We start from the raw sequence: 22,296 nt of genomic DNA, 5'->3' as shown, positions 1-22,296 counted from the left end.
CTCCCACAGGGGCACTGCGAGTATTGCTTGAGCTTATGTTTGTCGTCATACAGGAAATCGAATGTCATTCATCCAAGCCAATCTGATCCATCTTCTGGCCGCTGTCTGGTTTATCGTCTGCTGGGGCGGCTACACCCGTTATGCCTCGTTGAAAGCCCGTGATACGGCCTGTCTGGCCAGCGTCATGCACTTGTATCGCGAAGACTGGATGCGCCGCATGTTGCTGCGCGAAAACCGTATCGCCGATGCCAGCGTGATCGGCAATCTGGAGCGCAACGCGTCATTCTTCGCCTCCAGCACGCTGATCATCCTGGCAGGCATCCTGACGGTGCTCGGGGCCTCCGATCGTGCGGTGTCGTTGCTGGCGGACTTGCCGATGGTGCAGCAGGCATCCCAGGGCATGTCGGAGGCCAAGTTGCTGTGCCTGGCGCTGGTGTTTGTGTATGCCTTCTTCACCTTCAGTTGGTGCATGCGCCAATACAACTTTGCGGCGGTTTTGGTGGGATCGGCACCGATGATCGGCGAGCGACATGTATCGGCGCAGGAGCGCAAGGCCTTCGCGCTCAGGGCGGCGCGGGTGATCTCCATGGCGGCCAACCAGTTCAATTTTGGCCTGCGCGCTTATTACTTCGGCATGACCATGTTGGCGTGGTTCGTCAGCCCTTGGTTATTCATGTTGATGAGTGCTGGAGTGGTGTTGGTGCTGTACCGCCGGGAGTTTCATTCCGATGTGCTGCAGGTCATGGTTTACACCCCCACCGAGGCGCCATTGCCTGATGCAGGCAAGGACCCGGCCTGACAGGACGGTCACTGTCAAATGGCAGACAAAAGAAAACCCGCACCAGGCGGGTTTCTTTTAAGCTCAAACCGTATTAGTTGGTGGCCGGTGCGGTGGCGGGCGCTGTTGCAGGTGCTTCCTGAGTAGCCGCTTCGTTCGATTCGGCCTGATCTTTGGCGGCTTCGGCGTTTTCTTCCGCTGCGTCGTTCACTTTATCCTGTGCTTCGCTCATTTTTTCCTGAGCCTGCTCAGCGTGTTCGTTGGCATCTTGAGCTTTGTCCTCGGATTTTTTATCGCAGGCAGCGAGACCGAGGGAGGCGGCCAACATCAAGGCAATAGCTAAAGTCTTACGCATGGGGTGTTTCTCCTTATGGAAATAACTACTGGCCTTTTGAACGCCCCCTCTTGGATTAAGTTCCTCTTTTGCTACAGATATATAACTTTGCATGGGAACGGAACTTTACAGGGCGTGCCGGTTATCGCGTCTGTTCACTGATAAAGGCGTTGACTCAATGGCTGAAGACTCCGTTTTTGAGCGTGCGACACGTTTTTTGTCCGCGCTGCGACATTGCCAGATATTGGGCTTGAAGTTGCACAGCGCCAGTCGCGAGGGGCTGACCGTGATCCTGCCCTACAGCCCCCAGATCGTCGGCAACCCCCTCACGGGTATCATCCATGGTGGCGCGTTGACCTCGCTGATGGACACGGCGTGTGGCATGTCGACGTTGTGCGTGTTGCCGCAGTTCGAGGTCTGTCCGACCCTGGATCTGCGCATCGACTACATGCACGCCGCTGAGCCGAACAAGGATGTCTATGGCTTCGCCCAATGCTACCGGGTCACTCAGGACGTGATCTTCAGCCGTGGATTTGCCTATCAGGACGACCCTGAACAACCCATTGCCCATGTGGTGGGCACCTTCATGCGCCTGGGACAGCACGCCAGGGGAATCAAAAGGGGTGGCCCTTTGGCTGCCGTAGACACGCCATGACCGAGATCACTCAGGAACAACTGCGCCACGCCTGCGAGCGGGGCGACTACGCGCTGCTACTGGCATCGATTCCCTATGCACGGCTGATCGGTGTCGAATGCTCGCGTCAGGGCGAGGAACTGCTGTTTCGCCTGCCGGCCAACAAGGACAACATTGGTAACCCTTTATTGCCGGCCATCCACGGCGGCGTCATTGCCGGTTTCATGGAGTTGTCGGCCGCGGTGTATCTGCTGATTGCCACCCATGCGACGGGCGTGCCGAAAATCATCGACTTCTCTCTGGATTACCTGCGTGCCGGGCAGTTTCGCGACACTTATGCCCGATGCCAGGTCTGGCGCCAGGGGCGCCGGGTAGCCAATGTGGCGATCACCGCCTGGCAGGACGCCGAGGCCCAGCCCATTGCTACCGCCCGGGCGCATTTCAAGATTCAGGAGTCTTCAAAAACGCATTGCCCTTGAAATCATCACCGTTGCCCCCACCTTGAGGACATCCCGCCGCCAATCTCAGCGAGGCGGACACCACCATCCACTTGGAGTTTGATGACCATGAGCGTGGAAACTCAAAAGGAAACCCTGGGCTTCCAGACCGAGGTGAAGCAACTGCTGCACCTGATGATTCACTCGCTGTATTCGAATAAGGAAATTTTCCTTCGCGAGCTGATTTCGAACGCCTCTGACGCTGTCGACAAATTACGTTTCGAAGCCCTGTCCAAGCCAGAGTTGCTGGAAGGCGGCGCCGAGCTGAAAATCCGCGTGAGCTTCGACAAGGACGCCAAGACCGTCACCCTCGAAGATAACGGCATCGGCATGAGCCGCGAAGAGGTGATCACTCACCTGGGCACCATCGCCAAGTCCGGCACCGCCGATTTCATGAAGAACCTTTCCGGCGACCAGAAAAAAGACTCCCACCTCATCGGCCAGTTCGGTGTCGGTTTCTATTCCGCGTTCATCGTCGCTGAGCAGGTTGAAGTGTTCAGCCGCCGTGCCGGCCTCGCTGCCAGCGAAGGCGTGCATTGGTCGTCCAAGGGCGAGGGCGAGTTTGAAGTCGCCACCGTCGACAAGGCTGATCGCGGTACTCGCATCGTGCTGCACCTCAAGTCTGGTGAAGATGAATTCGCCGATGGCTGGCGTCTGCGCAACATCATCAAGAAGTACTCCGACCATATCGCTTTGCCGATCGAGCTGCCGAAGGAAGTGACCGCGGCCGAAGGCGAAGAAAAGCCGGAAGTGGAGTGGGAAACCGTCAACCGCGCCAGCGCCCTGTGGACCCGTCCACGCACTGAGGTGAAAGACGAGGAATACCAGGAGTTCTACAAGCACATCGCCCACGATTACGAGAACCCGCTGAGCTGGAGCCACAACAAGGTCGAAGGCAAGCTGGAGTACAACTCGCTGTTGTACGTGCCGGCCCGTGCGCCATTTGACTTGTACCAGCGCGAAGCTCCACGCGGCCTGAAGCTGTACGTGCAGCGTGTGTTTGTGATGGACCAGGCCGAATCGTTCCTGCCGCTCTACCTGCGCTTCATCAAGGGCGTGGTCGATTCCAATGACCTGTCCCTGAACGTTTCGCGGGAAATCCTGCAGAAAGACCCGATCATCGACTCCATGAAATCGGCGCTGACCAAGCGTGTCCTGGACATGCTGGAAAAACTGGCGAAAAACGAGCCCGAGCAGTACAAGGGCTTCTGGAAGAACTTCGGCCAGGTGATGAAGGAAGGCCCTGCCGAGGACTTCGCCAACAAAGAAAAAATCGCTGGCCTGCTGCGCTTTGCTTCCACTCAGGGTGACGATGGCGAACAGATCGTTGGCCTGGCCGACTACCTGGCCCGCGCCAAGGAAGGCCAGGACAAGATCTACTACCTGACCGGTGAAACGTATGCACAGGTCAAGAACAGTCCGCACCTGGAAGTCTTCCGCAAGAAAGGCATCGAAGTGCTGCTGCTGACCGACCGCATCGACGAATGGCTGATGAGCTACCTCAGCGAGTTCGACGGCAAGAGCTTTGTCGACGTGGCCCGTGGTGATCTGGACCTGGGCAACCTGGATTCGGAAGAAGACAAGAAAGCTGCCGAAGAAGTCGCCAAGAGCAAGGAAGGCCTGGTTGAGCGGATCAAGACGGCCCTGGGCGATGCCGTCAGCGAAGTGCGGGTTTCTCACCGCCTGACGGACTCCCCGGCGATCCTGGCCATCGGTGAACAGGACCTTGGCCTGCAGATGCGCCAGATCCTTGAAGCCAGCGGCCAGAAAGTCCCTGACTCCAAGCCGATCTTCGAATTCAACCCGGCCCACCCGCTGGTGGATAAGCTCGACAATGAGCAGAGCGAAGAGCGTTTCGGCGACCTGTCGCACATCCTGTTCGATCAAGCCGCCCTGGCGGCGGGTGACAGCCTGAAGGACCCGGCGGCCTACGTACGCCGTCTGAACAAGCTGTTGGTTGAACTGTCAGCTTAATCAAGTGCAGGAAAAACCCGCTTCGGCGGGTTTTTTCATTTCTGGTGTTCCGTTTTCAAGGGGAGTCAGTCATGAGTCAGGTTACGGTTCGTTCGCTGGTGTATCAGATCGATGGTCAAACCTATGAAGGCCGCCTGGCCTTCGACGTTAGCCAGCAGGGCTCGCGCCCGGGTTTGCTGATGGCGCCCAATTGGATGGGCGTAGGGGCGGGGGCCGAGGAAATCGCCAAGTCGGTGGCGGCCAACGGCTATGTTGTGTTGATCGCCGATCTTTACGGCCAGGACGTGCGCCCGACCAATGCCGATGAAGCCGGGGCTGCGATGATGCCGCTCAAGAATGATCGTGCCTTGTTGCGCAAGCGCATGCAGGCGGCGTTCGAGCAGTTGCAAAGTCAGGGTGAGGCGCAGGTCGATGCGTCGAGATTGGCCACCTTCGGTTTCTGCTTCGGCGGTTGCTGCTCCCTGGAGCTAGCACGCACAGGCGCACCGTTGAAGGCTGCTATTTCGTTCCATGGCACCTTGGACACACCCAATCCGGCGGATGCGCAGAACATCAAGGGGGCGGTGCTGGTCATGCATGGCGCCTCGGACCCGTTGGTGCCCAAGGAGCAACTGCCGGCCTTCGAAGACGAAATGAATACCGCCGGGGTGGATTGGCAACTGCTGAGCTACGGTGGCGCGGTGCATTCGTTTACCGATCCCCAGGCCAATGTTCCGGGCAAGATGATGTACGACGCCAAGGTTGCCGCCCGGGCGTTCAGGTCGATGCATAATTTGCTGGATGAAGTGCTCAGGGGTTGAGTGCTTCAAGCAGAACCCCGTGGCGAGAGAGCCTGCTCCCGCTGGCCTGTGTAGCAGCTATGTAGGAGCTATGTAGGAGCTATGTAGGAGCTGACGAGTGCAACGAGGCTGCGATCTTTTCAAGGGCACTTGAGTCTTAAGCGAAAGATCAAAAGATCAAAAGATCAAAAGATCAAAAGATCAAAAGATCAAAAGATCAAAAGATCAAAAGATCAAAAGATCAAAAGGTCAAAAGATCAAAAGATCGCAGGCTTCGCCAGCTCCTACAGAGCCGAGCGGGAGCAGGCTCCCTCGCCCCGGTCGATGTGAATCTAGGGCAACTCGATCCGCTCACTTTCCCCCGGCACGCTCGGCCAGTCCCCGGCCGCCCAGCGCTGGCGGGCTTCATCTATTCGCGCCGGATCGCTGGAGACGAAATTCCAGTTCATCCGACGTGGCCCATCAAGCGGCGCGCCGCCGAACAGCACCGCATGGCAGTCGCTGTCGGCGAACAGTGTCATTTGCGCCCCGGTCGGGAGCACCACCAACGAGTGGGGTTCCAGTGGTTCACCGTCCAACTGCGCTTCACCGCTGAGCACATACAGTGCCCGCTCTTCATGCTCGGTGGGAATCAGCAGGGTAGTTGCGGTTTGCAGGTGCAGCTCGGCGTACAGGGTCGGAGAGAGTGTCGGGACTGGCGATTCCAGGCAAAACCCCGACCCGGCGATCATCCGGATCTTTACCCCCAGGTTATCGCTGACCGGCAGGGTGTGCGCCGGATGATGGCTGTAGTGCCCAGGCCCCTGTTCGTGGGATTGGGGCGAGGCCAGCCAGACTTGCAAGCCGTGCATGACGAAATCGCTGCCCAGCAGTGATTCGGGCGTGCGCTCGACATGGGCGATGGCGCTGCCCGCGGTCATCCAGCTGACATCCCCTGCGTCCACCACTTGATCGGAGCCAAGGCTGTCTTTGTGCTGGAGCTTCCCTTCGAACAGATAGGTGAGGGTGGACAACCCGATGTGGGGATGCTGACGAATGTTCATGCCTTGACCGGCCTTGTAGGAGGTTTGCAGCATGTGGTCGAAAAAAACGAACGGTCCGACGCTGCGACACTTGGCGGACGGCAGCGGGCGAAGAATCGGCTGGCCTTCCACATCTTCTGCGCGTGGGCGAATGGTCAGAGGCATGGTCATGATGTCTTCCAGGTTGAGCAATGGATGGGTAAAGCATAACCCGCCGTGACAACTGACGGCACATGCGCCGTGAACCCGGACGCGACGGTCGGGGTCTATCCTGTTCATAATCTTCTGGAGTCTACCCGTGCCCTTGACCCGTCTGATCTTCGCCTGGCTGCTGGCCGTTTCGAGCAGCGGCGTCATGGCCCGCGAATACACCTACAGCGATGCGCACCTGCATTACGTCGATTTCTTTCAGGAAACCGCCGGCATGCCCGAGTTATTGAAGGCCATGGCCGACAATCGCATCGAGCATGTGATGATTTCAGGCATACCGGTGGCCAAGAAATGGCATGAGGATGAGCCCAAGCGCCCGCGTTACTACGCCGGTGACGATGCGGACGCCTATTGGTACAGCGCCACCGATGTGATTGTGGCGGCGGCGGTGAGTAAGTTGACCGCTGAACAACGCCAGCACTTTCATCCTTTTTTGTCCGGTTTCAACCCCAACGACAAGAACTCCGCCATGCATATCCAGCGCATGCTCGATCTGTACCCGGGCTTGTGGCAAGGCATTGGTGAGGTGTTCACCCGCCATGACGACCTGACGGCACTGACGTCGGGGGACACCCCGCGGGCCAACAACGAGGCCATGACGCGGATCTATCACCTGGCGGCGGAGAACGATCTGCCGGTGCTGCTGCATTCCAACATCACCTCCAAGCGTGAGAAAAACGCGCTGTATTTGCCGGAAATTGAAGAGCCACTGCGCAACCATCCCCACACGCGGTTTATTTGGGCCCATGCCGGCACCAGCATGGAGATTCATCGTCACCAGACGCGGTTGGATTTTCTGTTGCCGACACTGACCCGGATGCTGGAGACCTATCCGAACCTGTACATAGACCTGTCTTGGAGCGTGCTCACGCCTTACTTGCTGGACGAGGCGGGCAAGCCTCGCGAGGCGTGGATCAGGCTGATGGAACGCTTCCCGGAGCGCTTTATGTTGGGGTCGGATGTAGTGGGGCGTTTCGACAAGGTCGGTAAGGAATTGCGCAGCTTCGATCCGTTCCTGGATGCGTTGCCGGAAGAGGTGGCCAGGAAGGTGGCGCGGGATAATTTCCTAACGGTATTGCCTCGTTCAGTCGCCCGCTAAGTCCGCCTTTGTGGCTGTAGGAGTTGTCGAGTGCAACGAGGCTGCGATCTTTCCCCAGCCAATTGAGTCTCAAGGGAAAGATCAAAAGATCGTCCGAACGCGGCCCGAGCCTTCGCCAGCTCCTACAGAATCGAGCGCGAGCGTATCGGTGTGCAGGGTTTGTCATCAGCCTGTCACCGCCGCGTCATACCCTCGCGCTCATCACAATCAAGGAGCGCACTATGCACCTCACCCGTTCAAGCGCACTGGTCGCGCTGTTGTCGGTCTGCGGCCTGGCCCAGGCAGAAGTCCGTGTCGAAGGCCCGGTGGAGTTCGGTATCTTCGAAGGGCCTCAAGCCGAACTGCAATCGGGGGAGCGGGTTCTGCGCCGCAGCAACGAGCAGATCCGCCAGACTGAAAGTGTACCGGCCAAGCTGGGCACCAAGTTCGGTCTGCGCTACCGCTTGGCGGACAAGGTGGCTGACGACCAGCCATTGACCCTGTTGTATTTCACTCCCGGCATTCGCACCCCCGATGGTGTGCGCCACGATAAATTCGAAGTCACCCAGAAACTGGTGCCCGGTGCACCTCAGGATGTGATGGCCTACGAATTCACCGAGAGCCACGAAGTGGTGCCGGGGGAGTGGCGGTTCATGGTGTTCCAGGGCGATCGATTGCTGGCGCAGCAGCGGTTTGTCGTGCGCTGAACTCCATCCACTGAAGGCCTCATGTGGGAGCGGGCTTGCTCGCGAATGCGGTGTGGCAGGCGGCATATTTGTCAGCTGACACATTGCATTCGCGAGCAAGCCCGCTCTCACATTGAACTAAGGTATTTGCCAGGCAAAAAAACGCCCCGAACCAGTCGGGGCGTTTTTTATTGATGCTAGGCGCTGGCCAAGCCTGCGATCTTTCGCTTAAAAGATCGCAGCCTGCGGCAGCTCCTACGCACCCTGCCAGCGCTTCAATACCAGCGTGGCGTTGGTGCCGCCGAAGCCAAAGCTGTTGCTCATGACGGTATCGATTTTGGCGTCTTCGCGAGTCTTGGTCAGGATCGGCAGGTCGGCCACTTCCGGGTCCAGTTCGTCGATATTGGCCGAACCGGCGATGAAGTTGCCTTCCATCATCAGCATGCAGTAGATCGCTTCGTGAACGCCCGCGGCGCCCAGGGAGTGACCCGACAGGCTCTTGGTGGAGCTGATGGCCGGGGCGTTGGCACCGAACACTTCGCGCACGCCTTTCATTTCCGCGACGTCACCGACCGGGGTCGAAGTGCCGTGGGTGTTCAGGTAGTCGATAGGCGTGTCAACGGTGGACATAGCCATCTGCATGCAGCGGATGGCGCCTTCGCCGCTTGGGGCGACCATGTCGTAGCCATCGGAAGTGGCGCCGTAGCCGACGATTTCCGCGTAGATTTTCGCGCCACGGGCCAGAGCGTGTTCCAGCTCCTCGACCACCACCATGCCGCCACCGCCAGCAATGACGAAGCCGTCACGGTCGGCATCGTAGGCGCGGGAAGCTTTTTCCGGGGTGTCGTTGCGCTTGCTGGACAGGGCGCCCATGGCGTCGAACAGGAACGACTGGCTCCAGTGTTCTTCTTCGCCGCCGCCGGCGAATACGATGTCCTGCTTGCCCATCTGGATCTGCTCCATGGCAGTACCGATGCAGTGTGCACTGGTGGCGCAGGCAGAGGCGATGGAGTAGTTCAGGCCCTTGATCTTGAATGGCGTGGCCAGGCAGGCGGAAACGGTGCTGCTCATGGTCCGCGTGACGCGGTACGGGCCGACGCGCTTGACGCCTTTTTCGCGCAGGATGTCCAGCGCTTCCATCTGGTTCAAGGTCGAGGCACCACCGGAACCGGCGATCAGGCCGGTGCGCGGGTTGGACACCTGCTCTTCGGTCAGGCCGGAGTCAGCGATGGCGTCCTTCATGGCCAGGTAGGCGTAAGCCGCCGCATGGCCGACGAAACGGTAGATCTTGCGATCGATCAGCTCTTCGAGGGGAAGGTCAATGGAGCCGGAAACCTGGCTACGCAGACCCATTTCGGCATATTCCGGATTGAACCGGATGCCAGGGCGACTTGCACGCAGGTTAGCGGAGACGGTCTCTTTGTCATTGCCCAGGCACGAAACGATGCCCAGACCAGTGATAACGACGCGGCGCATGCGGATAACCCTTAGAAGTTGTCAGTGGAGGTGAAAACGCCGACCCGAAGGCCTTCGGCGGTGTAGATCTCGCGACCATCCACAGCCACTGAACCATCGGCAATGGCCATGTTCAGCTTGCCCTTGAGGACGCGTTTGATATGAATGTTATAGGTAATCTTCTTCGCGCTCGGCAGAACCTGACCGAAGAACTTCACTTCGCCCGAACCCAGGGCGCGACCGCGACCCGGCAGGCCTTGCCAGCCGAGGAAGAAACCGACCAATTGCCACATGGCATCCAGGCCCAGGCAGCCCGGCATCACCGGATCACCTTCGAAGTGGCAGGCGAAAAACCACAGGTCAGGAGTGATGTCCAGCTCGGCGACCAATTCACCTTTGCCGTACTTGCCACCCTCTTCGCTGATATGGGTGATGCGATCCACCATCAGCATGTTCGGGGCGGGCAGTTGCGCGTTACCTGGGCCGAACAGCTCACCGCGACTGCAGCGCAGCAGGTCTTCCCGAGTAAAGGCGTTTTGTTTGGTCATGCGAGCTCCTCAATAGTCCCATGCGGCAGGGTGGGGCAAATCTTCCCGGCCGATCGAAGCGTTCATGCCTCGAATCGACAGCCTACTCATAGACTATTGCGTTGTAGTGAAAGTCACAGCACACGGGAAATGAATGTACACCTGTGCACTGAAATTTTTATTCAAGCCCCAATCGGGACTTGTTCGGGTGCTTAAGACTGCCGCACTTTCGCCTTTCACGCCAGTCGCAGATGGTCTAAACGCCTGCACTAACGCACCCAGCGCTGCAGAATTTGCTGCAGATCAGCTCTTTTGAACGGTTTGGCCAGGTAATCGTTCATGCCCGCCGCGAGACAGGCTTCGCGATCGCCCTGTAGCGCATTGGCCGTCAGGGCAATGATGGGCACCTCGGCGCAGCCGGGTAACTGGCGGATCTGTCGCGTGGCTTCGTAGCCATCGATGATGGGCAACCGGCAATCCATCAGAATCGCCTCGAAAATCAGACTTTCGGCACTGCGGATGGCCTGGGCGCCGTCGGCGGCGATGCTGACGGTGAAGCCCAGGCTGCGCAGCATGGCTTCAATCACGGTCTGGTTCACCGGATTGTCTTCCACCAGCAGCACGTTGCGGCCCTCGCCATGACCGCTGCCGATGCCGTCGGGGAGCTTTGGCGCCAGGGCTATCGGTGCCTTTTGCGACAGGGCCAGAGGGATCTCCAGGGTAAACACCGAACCCTGGCCTTCTTCGCTCTGGGCGCGCAATGTGCCCCCCATGCGCTCAGCCAGGGTGCGGGCAATCGGCAGCCCCAGGCCGGTGCCACCGTAGCGCCGGGAAATCGAACTGTCGGCTTGCTGGAAGGCATCGAACATGCGCTCCAGGCTTTCGGTCGCAATCCCGATGCCACTGTCGCGCACCGTGCAGGTAAACCACAGGAGTTCGTGATCCAGTGCCTGCCACTGGCATTGCACGGTGACGCGGCCTTGTTCGGTGAATTTCAGGGCATTGCCGATCAGGTTGACCAGGATCTGCCGGATCCGCGTCGGGTCGCCTTGCACCTGCAAAGCCTGCATGTCATCAGGGATCAGCAGGTCCAGGCCCAGCTTGCGTTGCGCGGCGCTGTGCTGGAACGACTGGGCGCAACTGGCAACCAGCTCCGCCAGATTGAACGGGATGTGTTCCAGCTCCAGGGCCGAGCGTTCGATGCGCGAGAAGTCGAGGATGTCGTTGATGACCTTCAGCAGGTGCTCGGTGGACTCGCTGGCCAGCGCCGTGTACTCGAATTGTTCCTCCGTCATTTCGGTGGTTTCCAGCAGTTGCAGCATGCCCAGTACACCGTTCATGGGGGTGCGCAGTTCATGGCTCATCATCGCCAGGAACTCGGACTTGGCGCTGTTGGCCTTCTCCGCCTCTTCCCGGGTTTTGATCAACTGCGCCATGGCCTGGTGCTGTTCACGACTGGCTTGCTCGAGACCGTCGGCCAGATTGTTGATATGCCGTGACAAGGCCCCCAGTTCGGCATCGTCGACGATGGGCAGCGGCGTGCCGTAGTCGCCTTGCTGGATCGCCATGACTGCGTTGCCGATGTCGCGGATCGGCCGGGACAGGTTGGACGCCAGGCGACGCGCCACCAGGAAGGTGAACAGCAGGGCGAACAGCGCCAGGATCGCGGCCTTGAGAAGAATTTCCTGCTGTCGCTGGCTGAAGGCGTCACTGGACATGCCGACGATCACCCGGCCTAGGTAATCCTCACTGGGGGCCTCGATGGTCGTGCTGTTGCCTTGCAGGAAATCATTGTTCAAGGCAATGCGCTGCAGGCGAACCGGCGCCTGGAAAACCTCGATTTGCTGGGAGTGATTGCGGCTTTGCGCGGGCTGTTCGACATACACCACTACCCGGTCCGAGCTGTCCTGCACCTCCAGGAAACGCACATGAGGTGTGGCCAGGGTGGCGGTGAGCAGGCTTTCCAGCACCTCGTTATTGCCCGAGATCACCCCATATTCCGTGGCTGGGGCCAGTTGGTTGGCGATCAACTGCCCGGTGTGGTTGAGTTCCTGGCGCAGGTCCTGGATTCGCACGAAGGTAAAGAAGCTGATCAACAGCACCGTCAGCAGCAAGGCCGGGCCGAGGGCGATAAGCTGGGTGCGGGTATTGATGTCCCAGCGGCGACGCAAGGTCATGGGCGTGGTTCTCCTTCGGCCAGCTGTGCAGCGACGGATTCGGCGTCAATCGGCTCGATCCCCAGTGAACGGGCGACCTGCTGGTTGCTCAGGACTTTGAAGCGGGCCGGATACAGGGTGCGGGGCCAGGTGGTGGCGGGGCGGTCAAGCAAATCGTCGAGAATTGCCAGCCAATCCTCCTGGTCGCTGTAGGTGCTGGCCAGGCTGCCGGCCTTGACGAAGGCGGCGTTGGGCCCGATCAGCGCACGTTGCCGGGCGTAGCTGCTGAGCAACAGATTCTTTACCGTCTTGGGGTTGTACAGATCGGGGTCGTCGAGCCCCAACAACACATCGCTGTGGCTCAGCAGTTTTTGCAGAGGGCGGCTGTCACTGGTGTCGTCCCAGCGTTCACTCACGATTTCCAGTCCCAACGGGGTCGCTGCCTGGCGGATTTCCTTGAGCAGGAACTCGCTGTGCCCGTCGAACAGCACGCCGACCCTGCGTATTTGCGGAAGGATCGCGCGAATCAGGCGCAATTGCCGCGCCAGCGGCGGATCGCTCCACAACAGGCTCAGGTGATCGGGGGTTGTCTCGCCCAGGCGGTCCCGAGCTTGTTGGCGGCTGATTCGCAATACCAGGGTGGCCGGCCCCTGGGTTTCCTGCAGGCGCCAGTCGAGGCTGGGCAGGTCAAGCAAGACCAGGCGAACATTACGCGGTAGTTTGCCGGGCGCGGGCAGGCTGGCCAGCGGAGTAAACCTGACCTCGTCCTCGGGACGCAGGGCCTTGAGGGCCTGAGTGAAAGACTGCACCCCTGGGCTGTTATGGACGCCGGTCAGTACAATCTCGGCCGCCCGGACCTGGATCGTTGCCAGCCAACCGGCAAACACCAGGCACAGCGCCAGCGGCAGGCGGCCACGAAAGGGCGTCTTGCGCGATCGACCCCGCAACATCTAGAACGACAACTCCGCAGTGAAATACAGCACGTGACGGGAGTCATAGCGGTTGTCGACAAACGTGGTGGGCTGATTGTCGAGGCGTTGTTGCAGGATGCCCGCCAGTTCCAGGTTGGCCTTGCCCAAAGGAATGCGCTTGGCCAGGCGGGTGTCGATTCGTTCAAAGCGATAGCCGTTAAGGTCGTCGGCGCCATAATAGAACACCGCACTGTTCCAGCCTCGGCCCCAGTCCCGCAACCAGCCGGCCGAACCGCTATTGCGGGCGGTCGGCTGTTCGTCGAGGGCGTTGCTGGCCAGGGCATCGACGTAGGCATAGGTCAGGCGCAGGCGGTCGGCGCTGGTGATACGCCAGTCGAACTGGGTTTCGGCCCCGGAAAACTGTGACTCATTGGCATTGCTGGCAATGTACTGATTGTTGCGCAGGGGTTCGCTGATCATGCCGGTGATTTCGTCATGGAACAGCTTCACATCGACGGTCAGCCCCAGGTTCATGAAATAGCCGTTGTAGCCCAGTTCCCGGGAGCGCATGTGCTCCTGGTCCAGGTTCCCCGGCCCTCTGGTCTGGACAAAATAACGGGCACTGCTCTGACCGAAGGCGGTGGGCTTGAGGTTGGTGACCTGATAACTCCAATTGACATTGTTCTCGAACATGTCCGGCGAGCGCACTGCCTCGGAGTACACCGCCCGCAGGCCATGGCGTGGTGTGATCAGGTAGTTGACCGCCACCCGCGGCGTCAGCGAGCTGCCGGTCAGGTGGGTGTCTTCGAACATCGCACCGCCCTGTACCAACCAATGTTCGCTGGCCCGCCACTCCAGTTGGCCGAACAAGCGCCAGGTGGTGTCGTCCAGCGTGCCGTTGAAGTACGTCTCGGAGTCGGCCCGGTCGTAGCGATAGTTTGCCCCGGTGACCAGTCGCAGGCTGTCGGACAGGCTCAGGGTGTCCTGGATCTCCAGGTCGTAGCGCGACTCACGGGCGCTCTGGTCGATATCGCCGCACAAGGTTTGCGAGGCGCCGTTGCGCCATTGATCGAGCACCTGATTGGCCAGTGCCTGTTCCTGCGGGGTGCCGGGCGGCGCACCGGTGCCGGTAAAGCTGGGAATATTGCGCGCCAGCTTCTCGGCGTAGTTAGGGTTGAGCAGCCACAGGTCCGTCAACTGTGGGCTGAAGGACACTTCGGCATCGCAGGCGCGCCAGGTCTGCTGGCGATCCCAGTGCTGGACCGAGCCTTGTACATAAAGGCTGTGCTTGGGGTTCAGGTCCAGGTTCCAGCGCAGCGAACCGGCGTAGTCCTTGGCGACGACGTCGGAGTTATCCCCGGCGGCCGTAATCCCGGCGAACACTGGGCGGTAGGTATAAGGTCGCTGATTGGTCCCGTCCTTGGCGTTCAGTTGCCAGTCGATGCTCTGTTGTTCGTTCAGGGTCTGGCTGACGGACAGGTTGAAACGGTTCAAGCGTCGACTGTCGCGGTAATCGGCGCCGTTGCGGTTGCTGTCAAAGCCGTCGTCTTCCTGGCCGGACAGTGACAGCCGCAGGTCACCGCCCTCCCAACCGCTGCCCTGGCTGGCGTACCAGTCGCTGATGCCACGCTGGCCCCGGGTGATTTTCAGGCGGGTGCCGTGGCTGTCGGCCGGCGCGCGGGTGATGATATTGACCACCGCCATCAGTGCATTGGCGCCGTAGCTGACGGTGTTGGGGCCGCGGAAAACTTCGATCCGCTCGATGTCCTCCATGGCCACTGGAATATCGCTCCAGTCCACCGTGGCCAGGCCGGCGCGATACACCGAACGGCCATCGATCAGCACCTGCATGCGCCGGGCTTCGGTGGCGTTGGTGCCGTGGTAGTTCACGGCGGCCTGGTTACCGCTGATATTGCCGACCATCATGCCCGGCACCAGGCGCAGCAGTTCGCTGATGTCCCGGGCGCCACTGGCCTTGATCAATTCGCTGTCCAACACGGTCATGCTGCCGGGGACCGCCGCCGGCGATTGCTTCAGGCGCGTAGCGGTCAACACTTGGGGCAGGGGCTGGCTGTCGACAAACAGGTCGTGGGCCAGCACTGGCGGGCTGATGAACAGCGCCAATAGTAGCGACGAGCCTGAACGGGAGGGGCCAACGGACACGACACAGCCTTTGATTAGGGAAAGGATGGCGGGCATGTTAACCGAGGTGAGTGACTTTTCCATTCACGTTGACAGCATTTTCCTAGGAATTGATGGTCAGCTTCCTACAACTGCCGGTAATTGTAGTCGGGGCTGGTCGCGGTGTGGTCGCTCCGTATAATGCCCGGCATTGCCACTTGGTATGGATGAACGGATTGCATATGACTGAACAGCGCCCGATTGCGGTCCTGGGGGGCGGGAGTTTCGGTACCGCCGTGGCCAATCTGCTGGCCGAGAACGGCCACCCGGTGCGCCAATGGATGCGTGACCCGGAGCAGGCCGAGGCCATCCGGGTCAATCGCGAGAACCCGCGTTACCTCAAGGGCATCAAGATCCGCCCTGAAGTTGAACCAGTGACTGACTTGCAGGCCACCTTGCAGGACTGCGACCTGTTTTTCGTTGCCTTGCCGTCCAGTGCCCTGCGGGCGGTCCTGGCGCCCCATGCCGAACGCTTGAGCGGCAAATTGCTGGTGAGCCTGACCAAGGGGATCGAAGCCCAGACCTTCAAGCTGATGAGCGAGATTCTCGAAGAAATCGCCCCAAAGGCTCGAATCGGCGTGATTTCCGGGCCGAACCTGGCGCGCGAGATCGCCGAGCATGCGCTGACCGCCACCGTGGTCGCCAGTGAAGACGAAGAACTGTGCCAGCGGGTCCAGGCCGCGCTGCATGGCCGCACCTTTCGGGTCTACGCCAGTGCCGACCGTTTCGGAGTGGAACTGGGCGGGGCGCTGAAAAACGTCTATGCAATCATCGCCGGCATGGCAGTGGCGCTGGGCATGGGGGAGAACACCAAGAGCATGCTGATCACCCGGGCGCTGGCGGAAATGACTCGTTTTGCCGTCAGCCAGGGCGCCAATCCGATGACTTTCCTGGGGTTGGCCGGGGTCGGCGATTTGATCGTCACCTGTTCCTCGCCCAAAAGCCGCAACTATCAGGTCGGCTTCGCCCTCGGTCAGGGGTTGAGCCTGGACGAGGCTGTGTCGCGCCTGGGTGAAGTGGCCGAAGGCGTCAATACGCTCAAGGTGCTCAAGGCCAAGTCTCAGGAGTCCGGGGTCTACATGCCACTGGTCGCGGGGCTGCATGCGATTCTGTTCGAAGGGCGCACGCTGGAACAGGTGATCGAACTGTTGATGCGCGGCGAACCCAAGACCGACGTCGATTTCATTTCCACCAGTGGCTTCAACTGAACCTTTATTGATCAGAAGCGGGAGCAAACCATGAACGATCCAAAAGAGCAGGCACGATACGAATCCATCCTGCTGCGTGTGTTGTGGATGGTGATTTACCTGCTGGTGTGGCAGGTGGCGCAATTCATCCTGGGCGCCGTGGTGCTGGTGCAACTGATCTACCGGCTGATCTATGGCGCGCCCAGTGCCAGCCTGATGAACTTTGGTGACAGCCTGAGCCAGTTCCTGGCGCAGATCGGCCGTTTCGGCACTTTTCATAGCGACCAGAAACCCTGGCCATTCGCGGACTGGCCAACCCCGCGCACGCCGGAAGGTGAAACGCCTCACGCCGTGGCTCCGGCCCCGCATCCGGTTCGGGATGAGGAGCCGAAACTATGAAACTTTGGGTATTGCGTCATGGTGAGGCCGAGCCCCATGGCGCCCGGCCTGATCCCGAGCGAACCCTGACCCTCCATGGCCGTGAAGAGGTGCTGCGCAGCGCCGGCCGGTTGATGGGTGAGCCTTTACGGGCCATCTACGCCAGCCCGTATGTGCGAGCACAGCAGACCGCGCACCTGGTGCGTGAAGCGCTGGGTTTCGAGCCGGCGCTGATCACGGTTGACTGGCTTACGCCAGAAACCCGGCCGCAAACCGTCCTGGAACACCTCAAGGATCAGGATGATGTGCTGCTGGTCAGCCATAACCCGCTGGTGGGCAGTCTCTTGGGTTTTCTGCAGCATGGGCACTTGCAACAACCGGAACAGGTACAAACGGCCGGGCTGGCGGAGCTGGAGGGCGAGCTGCCCTTGGCTGGGTCTATGACGCTCAAGGGCATCAAGCGCCCATAAGATTGAGCACCCTGAAAATCTCAAAGGAAAGGCAACGATGAGTCTGTGGCGCACCACCCCCAACATCGAGCAACTGAACGCCGCCGGTAAAAACACCATCAGCGAAGTGCTGGACATTCGTTTCGAATCTTTCGACGACGAGTCCCTGACCGCCAGCATGGTGGTCGATCACCGCACCCACCAGCCATTCGGCCTGTTGCATGGCGGTGCATCGGTGGTGCTGGCTGAAACGGTCGGGTCCATGGCGGCCTATCTGTGTGTGGACACCAGCAAGTTCTATTGCGTGGGCCTGGAAATCAATGCCAACCACCTGCGCGGTGTGCGCAGCGGTCGGGTCACGGCCACGGCCCGGATGGTCCACCTGGGCCGCACCACCCAGGTCTGGGACATTCGCCTGACCAACGACGAGGGCAAGGTCAACTGTGTGTCGCGCCTGACCATGGCCGTGGTGCCGCTGGGCGAACAGCCGCCGGCGCGCTGAAGCCTGGTTGGACCAGGCGGCGCTGTCCCTGTAGGAGCTGCCGCAGGCTGCGATCTTTTGATCCTGATCCATGAGCGTTCACTCTCGCCTCAGTTGCCTGGGAAAAGATCGCAGCCTCGCTGCACTCGGCAGCTCCTACAGGGGGCAGCGTCTTCTTGCATGGGGCCGGGTTCATAACCCAGCCGTGCCTGTCACCATTGCTGTCAGTTACGGTCATTGCCGCGCCGCCGGGATGTGCGGACAATCGGTCCCAGTTTCCCCATGGATCCACCGTCATGTCGCAACAGGTGTTTTTCGCCCACGCCAATGGTTTTCCCTCGGCCACTTACGGCAAGCTGTTCGCCGCGCTGGCGCCGCAGTACGAGGTCGCGCATCTCGAATTGCACGGTCATGACCCGCGGTTTCCGGCGGACGATAACTGGCACAACCTGGTGGACGAGCTCATCCATCACCTGGAACAACAACCTGAACCGGTGTGGGGCGTCGGCCATTCCCTGGGTGGCGTTCTGCATCTGCATGCCGCATTGCGCTGCCCCCAGTTATATCGTGGCGTGGTCATGCTCGATTCGCCGGTGCTGACCCGCGCCGATCAGTGGGTGATCCTGGCCGCCAAGCGCCTGGGGTTCATCGATCGTCTGACTCCGGCGGGACGGACGTTGGGGCGGCGTGAAGAGTTCGCTGACCTGGAGTCGGCCCGGCAGTATTTTTCCGCCAAGACGCTGTTCCGCGGGTTTGACCCGGAATGCTTCGACGCCTACCTGCAACATGGCTTGCAGCAAGTCGGCGACCGCTTGCGGCTGCGCTTCGATCCGGCCACGGAAATCAGTATTTACCGCGGCGTGCCGCACACCAGTCCCGGCCGGGCCCGTATGCTCAAAGTGCCGCTGGCGGTGGTGCGCGGCCGGCAGAGTCGCGTGGTGATGCGCCATCACACCCGCTCGGTGGGCCGTATGCCCCATGGCGAATCCCTGAGCATGCCCGGCGGCCACATGTTTCCCCTGGAACGTCCGCAGGACACGGCCAGACTGCTCAAGGACCTCTTTGAGCGCTGGGAAGGGCGCAGCTTATGAGTGGGGTTGAAGAAGTCCGTCTGAGCCTGCCGCACATTGAACTGGCGGCCCACCTGTTCGGGCCGGAGGATGGCCGGCCAGTGATCGCCTTGCACGGCTGGCTGGACAACGCCAACAGCTTCGCCCGACTGGCCCCCCGGCTTGAGGGCCTGCGGGTCATTGCCTTGGACATGGCCGGTCATGGTCACTCCGGGCATCGTCCGCCCGGTGCCGGCTATGCCCTGTGGGATTATGCCCATGATGTACTGCAAGTCGCCGAACAACTGGGCCTGGCGCGTTTCGCCCTGCTGGGGCATTCCATGGGCGCGATCGTCTCGCTGGTGCTCGCCGGTGCCTTGCCCGAACGGGTCACGCACCTGGGGCTGATCGACGGGGTGATCCCGCCCACGGACAAAGGCGAAAACGCCGCCGAACGCATGGGCATGGCTCTGCAGGCGCAGCTGGATTTGCAACAGAAACGAAAGCCGGTCTACAAAACCCTCGACCGGGCCATTGAGGCCCGCATGAAAGGGCTGGTGGCGGTCAGTCGCGAAGCCGCCGAGTTACTGGCCCAGCGCGGCCTGATGCCGGTACCGGGAGGCTACACTTGGCGCACCGACAATCGCCTGACCTTGCCATCGCTGCTACGCCTGACCGATGAGCAGGCCATGGCCTTCGTGGCGCGGATCGCTTGCCCCGCGCACCTGGTGGTGGCTGCCGACGGCATGCTTGCCCGGCACCCCGAGTTGCTGGAGCGTCTACCCTTCAGTCATGAACGGTTGCCCGGCGGTCATCATTTGCACCTGAACGACGAGGTCGGCGCGGCGCTTGTAGCAGACTGTTTCAATCGGTTCTTCACCGTTTCTTGACTTGCGCCTGGCAACTGTCGAGGCTGGGCGGGTTGAAAAAGGGAGACAACCATGACAGATCTCTGTTTAGCGGCCTCGCAGCGCATAGATGGCACCGGCCTCACCCCAGAGACCCAGGCCATGCCGATCCGATGAAAATATCCATTCATTCACTCGCCTTGCTTACGCTGGCCTGCTTCAGTCCGGCATCATTTGCCGCCGATGTTCCCGGCAGTCGGGATCTGGAGCGGGTGCCTCGCATGCCTGACGCGCAAATAGTCGATTACCGACAAACCACTGACCTGGAGCGGATTTATCCCCTGGGTTCGATCCGCAAGATCAGCGGCCAGTTGCGCTTCGATGGGCAGGTTGATGCCCGTGGCAACACCACGTCGGTGACCTATGAACTGCCGCCGGAACACTCCGCCACCCAGGCCTTTACCGCCGCCCGCGAAGCCTTGCAGAAGCAGGACGCGCAACTGTTGTTCTGGTGCCAGGCCCGCGATTGCGGTGAAAGCAGCCTGTGGGCCAACGAAGTGTTCGGCAATGCCAAGCTCTACGGCGCCGACAACGGCCAGGCTTACCTGCTGCTGCGCCTGGCGCCGCCGGCGGACAACACGCTGATTGCGCTGTATGGCATTACTCGCGGCAATCGCAAGGCCTACCTGCACGTCGAACAGTTCGAGGCAAACGCCTCGCTGGGGAACCTGCTGCCCACATCGGCCACGCTGTTGCGCCAGCTCAAGGATACCGGCGTGCTGGACTTGCCGCGTCTGGTCGGCGAACCGGACGACACTTGGTTGCGCCTGCTGTCCCGGGCGCTGAACCTGGACACGGGCCTTCGCGTCACTGTCGCCGGACCCCAGGCCGAGGCCTGGCGGCAAGCACTGATTGACCAGGGTGTCCGGGCGGCGCGAATGGAGGCCGCCAGGGGCGATGCGGCGGGCCTGCATCTTGAGCTGCTGCGTTAAGCTGTTTCGGGTGACGCGCTTCACGCCGTCATCCCGGCCCTGTTTTTATTTCGAGACCTGACATGCTCAATAACGATCGGCTGTTGGTGCAGATCCTGCTCCTGGTGTTGTTCGGTGCAAGCTTCTGGGTAATGGCGCCGTTCTGGTCGGCGCTGTTCTGGGGCGCGGTGCTGGCGTTTGCCAGTTGGCCACTGATGCGCCTGCTGACCCGCTGGGTCAATGGTCGCGAATCGCTGGCGGCGGCCTTGCTGACCGTGGGCTGGATGGTGCTGGTGGCGGTGCCGCTGGTGTGGCTGGGCTTCAACCTGGCCGACCATGTGCGCGATGCCACGGCATTTATCAAGAATGTGCAGGTCGATGGACTGCCCGATGCCCCGGTATGGTTGGCGGGTGTACCGCTGGTGGGCGGGCGGTTGGTGGGCATCTGGAACAGCATCGATCAGCAGGGTGCGGCCATGATGGTGTCCGTCAGGCCATACCTGGGTCAGGTCGGCAACTGGCTGCTGGCTCGCAGTGCCCAAATCGGCGGTGGGATTCTCGAACTGACCCTGAGCATTGTGTTCGTGTTCTTTTTCTACCGTGACGGCCCGCGCTTGGCGGTGTTCGTGCACAAGTTGCTGGAACGCCTGATTGGCGACCGTGCCGGTTACTACATCGAATTGGTGGCCGGTACGGTGCAGCGTGTGGTCAACGGCGTGATCGGCACCGCAGCGGCCCAGGCGGTGCTGGCGCTGATCGGTTTCCTGATCGCCGGCGTACCGGGGGCGTTGGTACTGGGCATCGTCACCTTCCTGCTCAGCCTGATTCCCATGGGGCCGCCCCTGGTCTGGATCCCGGCCACGGCGTGGCTGGCCTGGAAGGGCGAATACGGGATGGCGGTGTTCCTGGGGATCTGGGGCACCTTCATCATCAGCGGTGTGGACAACGTGCTTAAACCCTACCTGATCAGCCGTGGCGGAAACCTGCCGTTGGTGATCGTGTTGCTGGGGGTGTTCGGTGGCTTGATTGCCTTTGGTTTCATCGGGCTGTTCATCGGCCCGACCCTGCTGGCGGTGGCCTACAGCTTGCTGACGGACTGGAGCAAGAGTCAGGCGCGATAATCCCACGCCTGAGTCCAGCACAAACGGGCTTTGATCCAGGCAGGCAAGCCCGGCTCCGAAAGGCCAGGCTTGCGGGTCAATCAAGTGGCCACGTTCAGGTATTTCCCCACGGGGACGACATCATCCAGTGAGTATTGTCGGCTGAGGTTGGCGATCATCCTGTTCAACGCTTCACTGACATGGGGCTGCTCGGTGGAGCTGTCGCTGTTGCGGTTGGCCTGCAACGCGCTGGTCTGTTCGCGGGTGTCGAGGCTGTTCTGAGCATCGGCGTCGAGCAGGCTGAGCAATGCCTCACCGGAGGCCTGTTGTGGCGGTGGTGCCATCGCGGCCAACTCATCACTGCTCAGGTCCCCGCTGCTGTCGCTGTCCAGGTCGCTGAAATTATCGCTCAGGCTGACCAGGATGCCGTCGTCACTCTTTTGCGACAGGGCAGTGCTCAATTCATCCTGATCGATCGAGCCGTCGGCGTTGCTGTCGAGCTTGCTGAGCAACTCCTTTTGAAACTGCTGGCTACGGGCACTGCTGGTCGTGGTGCTGCTGGTACTGGTATAGGGCGAGTAACTGCTGACGCTACCGATCATGGGCGCTCT

At 60.7% G+C, this 22,296-nt stretch carries 23 protein-coding genes; 15 read left to right on the top strand and 8 right to left on the bottom strand.

Annotated elements, in window-relative coordinates:
- Positions 1-61 precede the first annotated feature (61 nt).
- Positions 62-799 carry a DUF599 domain-containing protein gene (locus BMY45_RS18800; protein ID WP_092400161.1) on the top strand — a complete coding sequence of 246 codons (738 nt, stop codon included), beginning with the start codon at positions 62-64 and terminating at the stop codon, positions 797-799.
- A 73-nt stretch (positions 800-872) separates the two neighbouring features.
- Here BMY45_RS18800 and BMY45_RS18795 read toward each other — a convergent pair whose 3' ends face one another.
- A complete protein-coding gene (locus BMY45_RS18795; protein WP_092400159.1) occupies positions 873-1,133 on the bottom strand; it encodes a hypothetical protein in 261 nt (86 codons plus the stop codon).
- A gap of 157 nt (positions 1,134-1,290) precedes the next feature.
- Here BMY45_RS18795 and BMY45_RS18790 point away from each other — a divergent pair, with 157 nt between their 5' ends.
- The 4 genes from BMY45_RS18790 (at position 1,291) to BMY45_RS18775 (ending at position 5,017) form a co-directional block, all read left to right on the top strand.
- Positions 1,291-1,767, top strand: a complete 477-nt coding sequence (locus BMY45_RS18790; RefSeq protein WP_092400157.1) for a PaaI family thioesterase — start codon at positions 1,291-1,293, stop codon at positions 1,765-1,767.
- Positions 1,764-2,225: a PaaI family thioesterase gene (locus BMY45_RS18785; RefSeq protein WP_092400155.1), complete on the top strand. Its 462-nt coding sequence runs from the start codon at positions 1,764-1,766 to the stop codon at positions 2,223-2,225. Before BMY45_RS18790 ends, BMY45_RS18785 begins: the two co-directional genes overlap by 4 nt.
- An 87-nt stretch (positions 2,226-2,312) precedes the next feature.
- Positions 2,313-4,217: a molecular chaperone HtpG gene (gene htpG / locus BMY45_RS18780; RefSeq protein WP_092400300.1), complete on the top strand. Its 1,905-nt coding sequence runs from the start codon at positions 2,313-2,315 to the stop codon at positions 4,215-4,217.
- Positions 4,218-4,288: 71 nt separating this feature from the next.
- On the top strand, positions 4,289-5,017 hold the full coding sequence (locus BMY45_RS18775; protein WP_092400153.1) for a dienelactone hydrolase family protein: 729 nt from the start codon (positions 4,289-4,291) through the stop codon (positions 5,015-5,017).
- A 311-nt stretch (positions 5,018-5,328) separates the two neighbouring features.
- Here BMY45_RS18775 and BMY45_RS18770 read toward each other — a convergent pair whose 3' ends face one another.
- Positions 5,329-6,189 carry a pirin family protein gene (locus tag BMY45_RS18770; protein ID WP_092400151.1) on the bottom strand — a complete coding sequence of 287 codons (861 nt, stop codon included), beginning with the start codon at positions 6,187-6,189 and terminating at the stop codon, positions 5,329-5,331.
- A gap of 184 nt (positions 6,190-6,373) precedes the next feature.
- Between BMY45_RS18770 and BMY45_RS18765 the strand changes: the two genes are divergently transcribed.
- Complete coding sequence (locus BMY45_RS18765) at positions 6,374-7,327, top strand: amidohydrolase family protein (protein ID WP_371913967.1); 954 nt, start codon at positions 6,374-6,376, stop codon at positions 7,325-7,327.
- A gap of 221 nt (positions 7,328-7,548) precedes the next feature.
- Positions 7,549-8,013, top strand: a complete 465-nt coding sequence (locus BMY45_RS18760) for a DUF3859 domain-containing protein (protein WP_092400147.1) — start codon at positions 7,549-7,551, stop codon at positions 8,011-8,013.
- A 234-nt stretch (positions 8,014-8,247) separates the two neighbouring features.
- Here the strand turns inward: BMY45_RS18760 and fabB are convergent, their stop codons facing one another.
- The 5 genes from fabB to BMY45_RS18735 all read right to left on the bottom strand — a co-directional run bounded on the left by fabB (position 8,248) and on the right by BMY45_RS18735 (position 15,240).
- Entirely contained in the window at positions 8,248-9,468 is a 1,221-nt protein-coding gene (gene fabB / locus BMY45_RS18755) for a beta-ketoacyl-ACP synthase I (RefSeq protein WP_092400145.1), read from the bottom strand.
- An 11-nt stretch (positions 9,469-9,479) separates the two neighbouring features.
- Positions 9,480-9,995 carry a 3-hydroxyacyl-[acyl-carrier-protein] dehydratase FabA gene (fabA, locus tag BMY45_RS18750; RefSeq protein WP_047230338.1) on the bottom strand — a complete coding sequence of 172 codons (516 nt, stop codon included), beginning with the start codon at positions 9,993-9,995 and terminating at the stop codon, positions 9,480-9,482.
- A gap of 248 nt (positions 9,996-10,243) precedes the next feature.
- A complete protein-coding gene (locus tag BMY45_RS18745; RefSeq protein WP_092400143.1) occupies positions 10,244-12,151 on the bottom strand; it encodes an ATP-binding protein in 1,908 nt (635 codons plus the stop codon).
- Positions 12,148-13,080 (bottom strand): ABC transporter substrate-binding protein, encoded by a 933-nt coding sequence (locus BMY45_RS18740; protein ID WP_092400141.1) that lies wholly within the window; start codon positions 13,078-13,080, stop codon positions 12,148-12,150. Before BMY45_RS18740 ends, BMY45_RS18745 begins: the two co-directional genes overlap by 4 nt.
- Positions 13,081-15,240, bottom strand: a complete 2,160-nt coding sequence (locus BMY45_RS18735) for a TonB-dependent receptor plug domain-containing protein (RefSeq protein WP_371913966.1) — start codon at positions 15,238-15,240, stop codon at positions 13,081-13,083.
- A gap of 164 nt (positions 15,241-15,404) precedes the next feature.
- On the opposite strand from BMY45_RS18735, the gene BMY45_RS18730 reads away from it, so the two are divergent.
- The 8 genes from BMY45_RS18730 to BMY45_RS18695 all read left to right on the top strand — a co-directional run bounded on the left by BMY45_RS18730 (position 15,405) and on the right by BMY45_RS18695 (position 21,706).
- On the top strand, positions 15,405-16,430 hold the full coding sequence (locus BMY45_RS18730; RefSeq protein ID WP_092400139.1) for an NAD(P)H-dependent glycerol-3-phosphate dehydrogenase: 1,026 nt from the start codon (positions 15,405-15,407) through the stop codon (positions 16,428-16,430).
- Positions 16,431-16,460: 30 nt separating this feature from the next.
- Complete coding sequence (locus BMY45_RS18725) at positions 16,461-16,808, top strand: DUF4389 domain-containing protein (protein WP_092400137.1); 348 nt, start codon at positions 16,461-16,463, stop codon at positions 16,806-16,808.
- Positions 16,805-17,257, top strand: coding sequence for a phosphohistidine phosphatase SixA (sixA, locus tag BMY45_RS18720; RefSeq protein ID WP_092400135.1), 453 nt, complete (start codon positions 16,805-16,807; stop codon positions 17,255-17,257). The genes BMY45_RS18725 and sixA overlap by 4 nt, the downstream gene beginning before the upstream one ends.
- 37 nt (positions 17,258-17,294) lie before the next feature.
- Positions 17,295-17,738, top strand: coding sequence for a hotdog fold thioesterase (locus BMY45_RS18715; protein ID WP_092400133.1), 444 nt, complete (start codon positions 17,295-17,297; stop codon positions 17,736-17,738).
- A gap of 275 nt (positions 17,739-18,013) precedes the next feature.
- Entirely contained in the window at positions 18,014-18,808 is a 795-nt protein-coding gene (locus BMY45_RS18710) for an alpha/beta fold hydrolase (protein ID WP_092400131.1), read from the top strand.
- A complete protein-coding gene (locus BMY45_RS18705; protein WP_092400129.1) occupies positions 18,805-19,656 on the top strand; it encodes an alpha/beta hydrolase in 852 nt (283 codons plus the stop codon). Before BMY45_RS18710 ends, BMY45_RS18705 begins: the two co-directional genes overlap by 4 nt.
- Positions 19,657-19,799: 143 nt before the next feature.
- On the top strand, positions 19,800-20,606 hold the full coding sequence (locus BMY45_RS18700; RefSeq protein WP_092400296.1) for a DUF4892 domain-containing protein: 807 nt from the start codon (positions 19,800-19,802) through the stop codon (positions 20,604-20,606).
- A gap of 62 nt (positions 20,607-20,668) precedes the next feature.
- Complete coding sequence (locus BMY45_RS18695; protein WP_092400127.1) at positions 20,669-21,706, top strand: AI-2E family transporter; 1,038 nt, start codon at positions 20,669-20,671, stop codon at positions 21,704-21,706.
- A gap of 80 nt (positions 21,707-21,786) precedes the next feature.
- Here BMY45_RS18695 and xopAW read toward each other — a convergent pair whose 3' ends face one another.
- Entirely contained in the window at positions 21,787-22,287 is a 501-nt protein-coding gene (gene xopAW / locus BMY45_RS18690) for a XopAW family type III secretion system calcium-binding effector (RefSeq protein WP_092400125.1), read from the bottom strand.
- Positions 22,288-22,296: the final 9 nt, after the last annotated feature.

Origin of the sequence: Pseudomonas sp. NFACC39-1, assembly GCF_900110355.1 — a bacterium.
In the GTDB taxonomy this organism is placed as follows: domain Bacteria; phylum Pseudomonadota; class Gammaproteobacteria; order Pseudomonadales; family Pseudomonadaceae; genus Aquipseudomonas; species Aquipseudomonas tehranensis.
This window is presented reverse-complemented; position numbering and strand designations above follow the sequence as displayed.

Excerpts from the sequence above, each read along its gene's own strand:
- BMY45_RS18800 (WP_092400161.1), top strand. The coding sequence starts at position 62 with ATGTCATTCATCCAAGCCAATCTGATCCATCTTCTGGCCGCTGTCTGG.
- BMY45_RS18795 (WP_092400159.1), bottom strand. The coding sequence starts at position 1,133 with ATGCGTAAGACTTTAGCTATTGCCTTGATGTTGGCCGCCTCCCTCGGT.
- BMY45_RS18790 (WP_092400157.1), top strand. The coding sequence starts at position 1,291 with ATGGCTGAAGACTCCGTTTTTGAGCGTGCGACACGTTTTTTGTCCGCG.
- BMY45_RS18785 (WP_092400155.1), top strand. The coding sequence starts at position 1,764 with ATGACCGAGATCACTCAGGAACAACTGCGCCACGCCTGCGAGCGGGGC.
- htpG (WP_092400300.1), top strand. The coding sequence starts at position 2,313 with ATGAGCGTGGAAACTCAAAAGGAAACCCTGGGCTTCCAGACCGAGGTG.
- BMY45_RS18775 (WP_092400153.1), top strand. The coding sequence starts at position 4,289 with ATGAGTCAGGTTACGGTTCGTTCGCTGGTGTATCAGATCGATGGTCAA.
- BMY45_RS18770 (WP_092400151.1), bottom strand. The coding sequence starts at position 6,189 with ATGACCATGCCTCTGACCATTCGCCCACGCGCAGAAGATGTGGAAGGC.
- BMY45_RS18765 (WP_371913967.1), top strand. The coding sequence starts at position 6,374 with ATGGCCCGCGAATACACCTACAGCGATGCGCACCTGCATTACGTCGAT.
- BMY45_RS18760 (WP_092400147.1), top strand. The coding sequence starts at position 7,549 with ATGCACCTCACCCGTTCAAGCGCACTGGTCGCGCTGTTGTCGGTCTGC.
- fabB (WP_092400145.1), bottom strand. The coding sequence starts at position 9,468 with ATGCGCCGCGTCGTTATCACTGGTCTGGGCATCGTTTCGTGCCTGGGC.
- fabA (WP_047230338.1), bottom strand. The coding sequence starts at position 9,995 with ATGACCAAACAAAACGCCTTTACTCGGGAAGACCTGCTGCGCTGCAGT.
- BMY45_RS18745 (WP_092400143.1), bottom strand. The coding sequence starts at position 12,151 with ATGACCTTGCGTCGCCGCTGGGACATCAATACCCGCACCCAGCTTATC.
- BMY45_RS18740 (WP_092400141.1), bottom strand. The coding sequence starts at position 13,080 with ATGTTGCGGGGTCGATCGCGCAAGACGCCCTTTCGTGGCCGCCTGCCG.
- BMY45_RS18735 (WP_371913966.1), bottom strand. The coding sequence starts at position 15,240 with ATGCCCGCCATCCTTTCCCTAATCAAAGGCTGTGTCGTGTCCGTTGGC.
- BMY45_RS18730 (WP_092400139.1), top strand. The coding sequence starts at position 15,405 with ATGACTGAACAGCGCCCGATTGCGGTCCTGGGGGGCGGGAGTTTCGGT.
- BMY45_RS18725 (WP_092400137.1), top strand. The coding sequence starts at position 16,461 with ATGAACGATCCAAAAGAGCAGGCACGATACGAATCCATCCTGCTGCGT.
- sixA (WP_092400135.1), top strand. The coding sequence starts at position 16,805 with ATGAAACTTTGGGTATTGCGTCATGGTGAGGCCGAGCCCCATGGCGCC.
- BMY45_RS18715 (WP_092400133.1), top strand. The coding sequence starts at position 17,295 with ATGAGTCTGTGGCGCACCACCCCCAACATCGAGCAACTGAACGCCGCC.
- BMY45_RS18710 (WP_092400131.1), top strand. The coding sequence starts at position 18,014 with ATGTCGCAACAGGTGTTTTTCGCCCACGCCAATGGTTTTCCCTCGGCC.
- BMY45_RS18705 (WP_092400129.1), top strand. The coding sequence starts at position 18,805 with ATGAGTGGGGTTGAAGAAGTCCGTCTGAGCCTGCCGCACATTGAACTG.
- BMY45_RS18695 (WP_092400127.1), top strand. The coding sequence starts at position 20,669 with ATGCTCAATAACGATCGGCTGTTGGTGCAGATCCTGCTCCTGGTGTTG.
- xopAW (WP_092400125.1), bottom strand. The coding sequence starts at position 22,287 with ATGATCGGTAGCGTCAGCAGTTACTCGCCCTATACCAGTACCAGCAGC.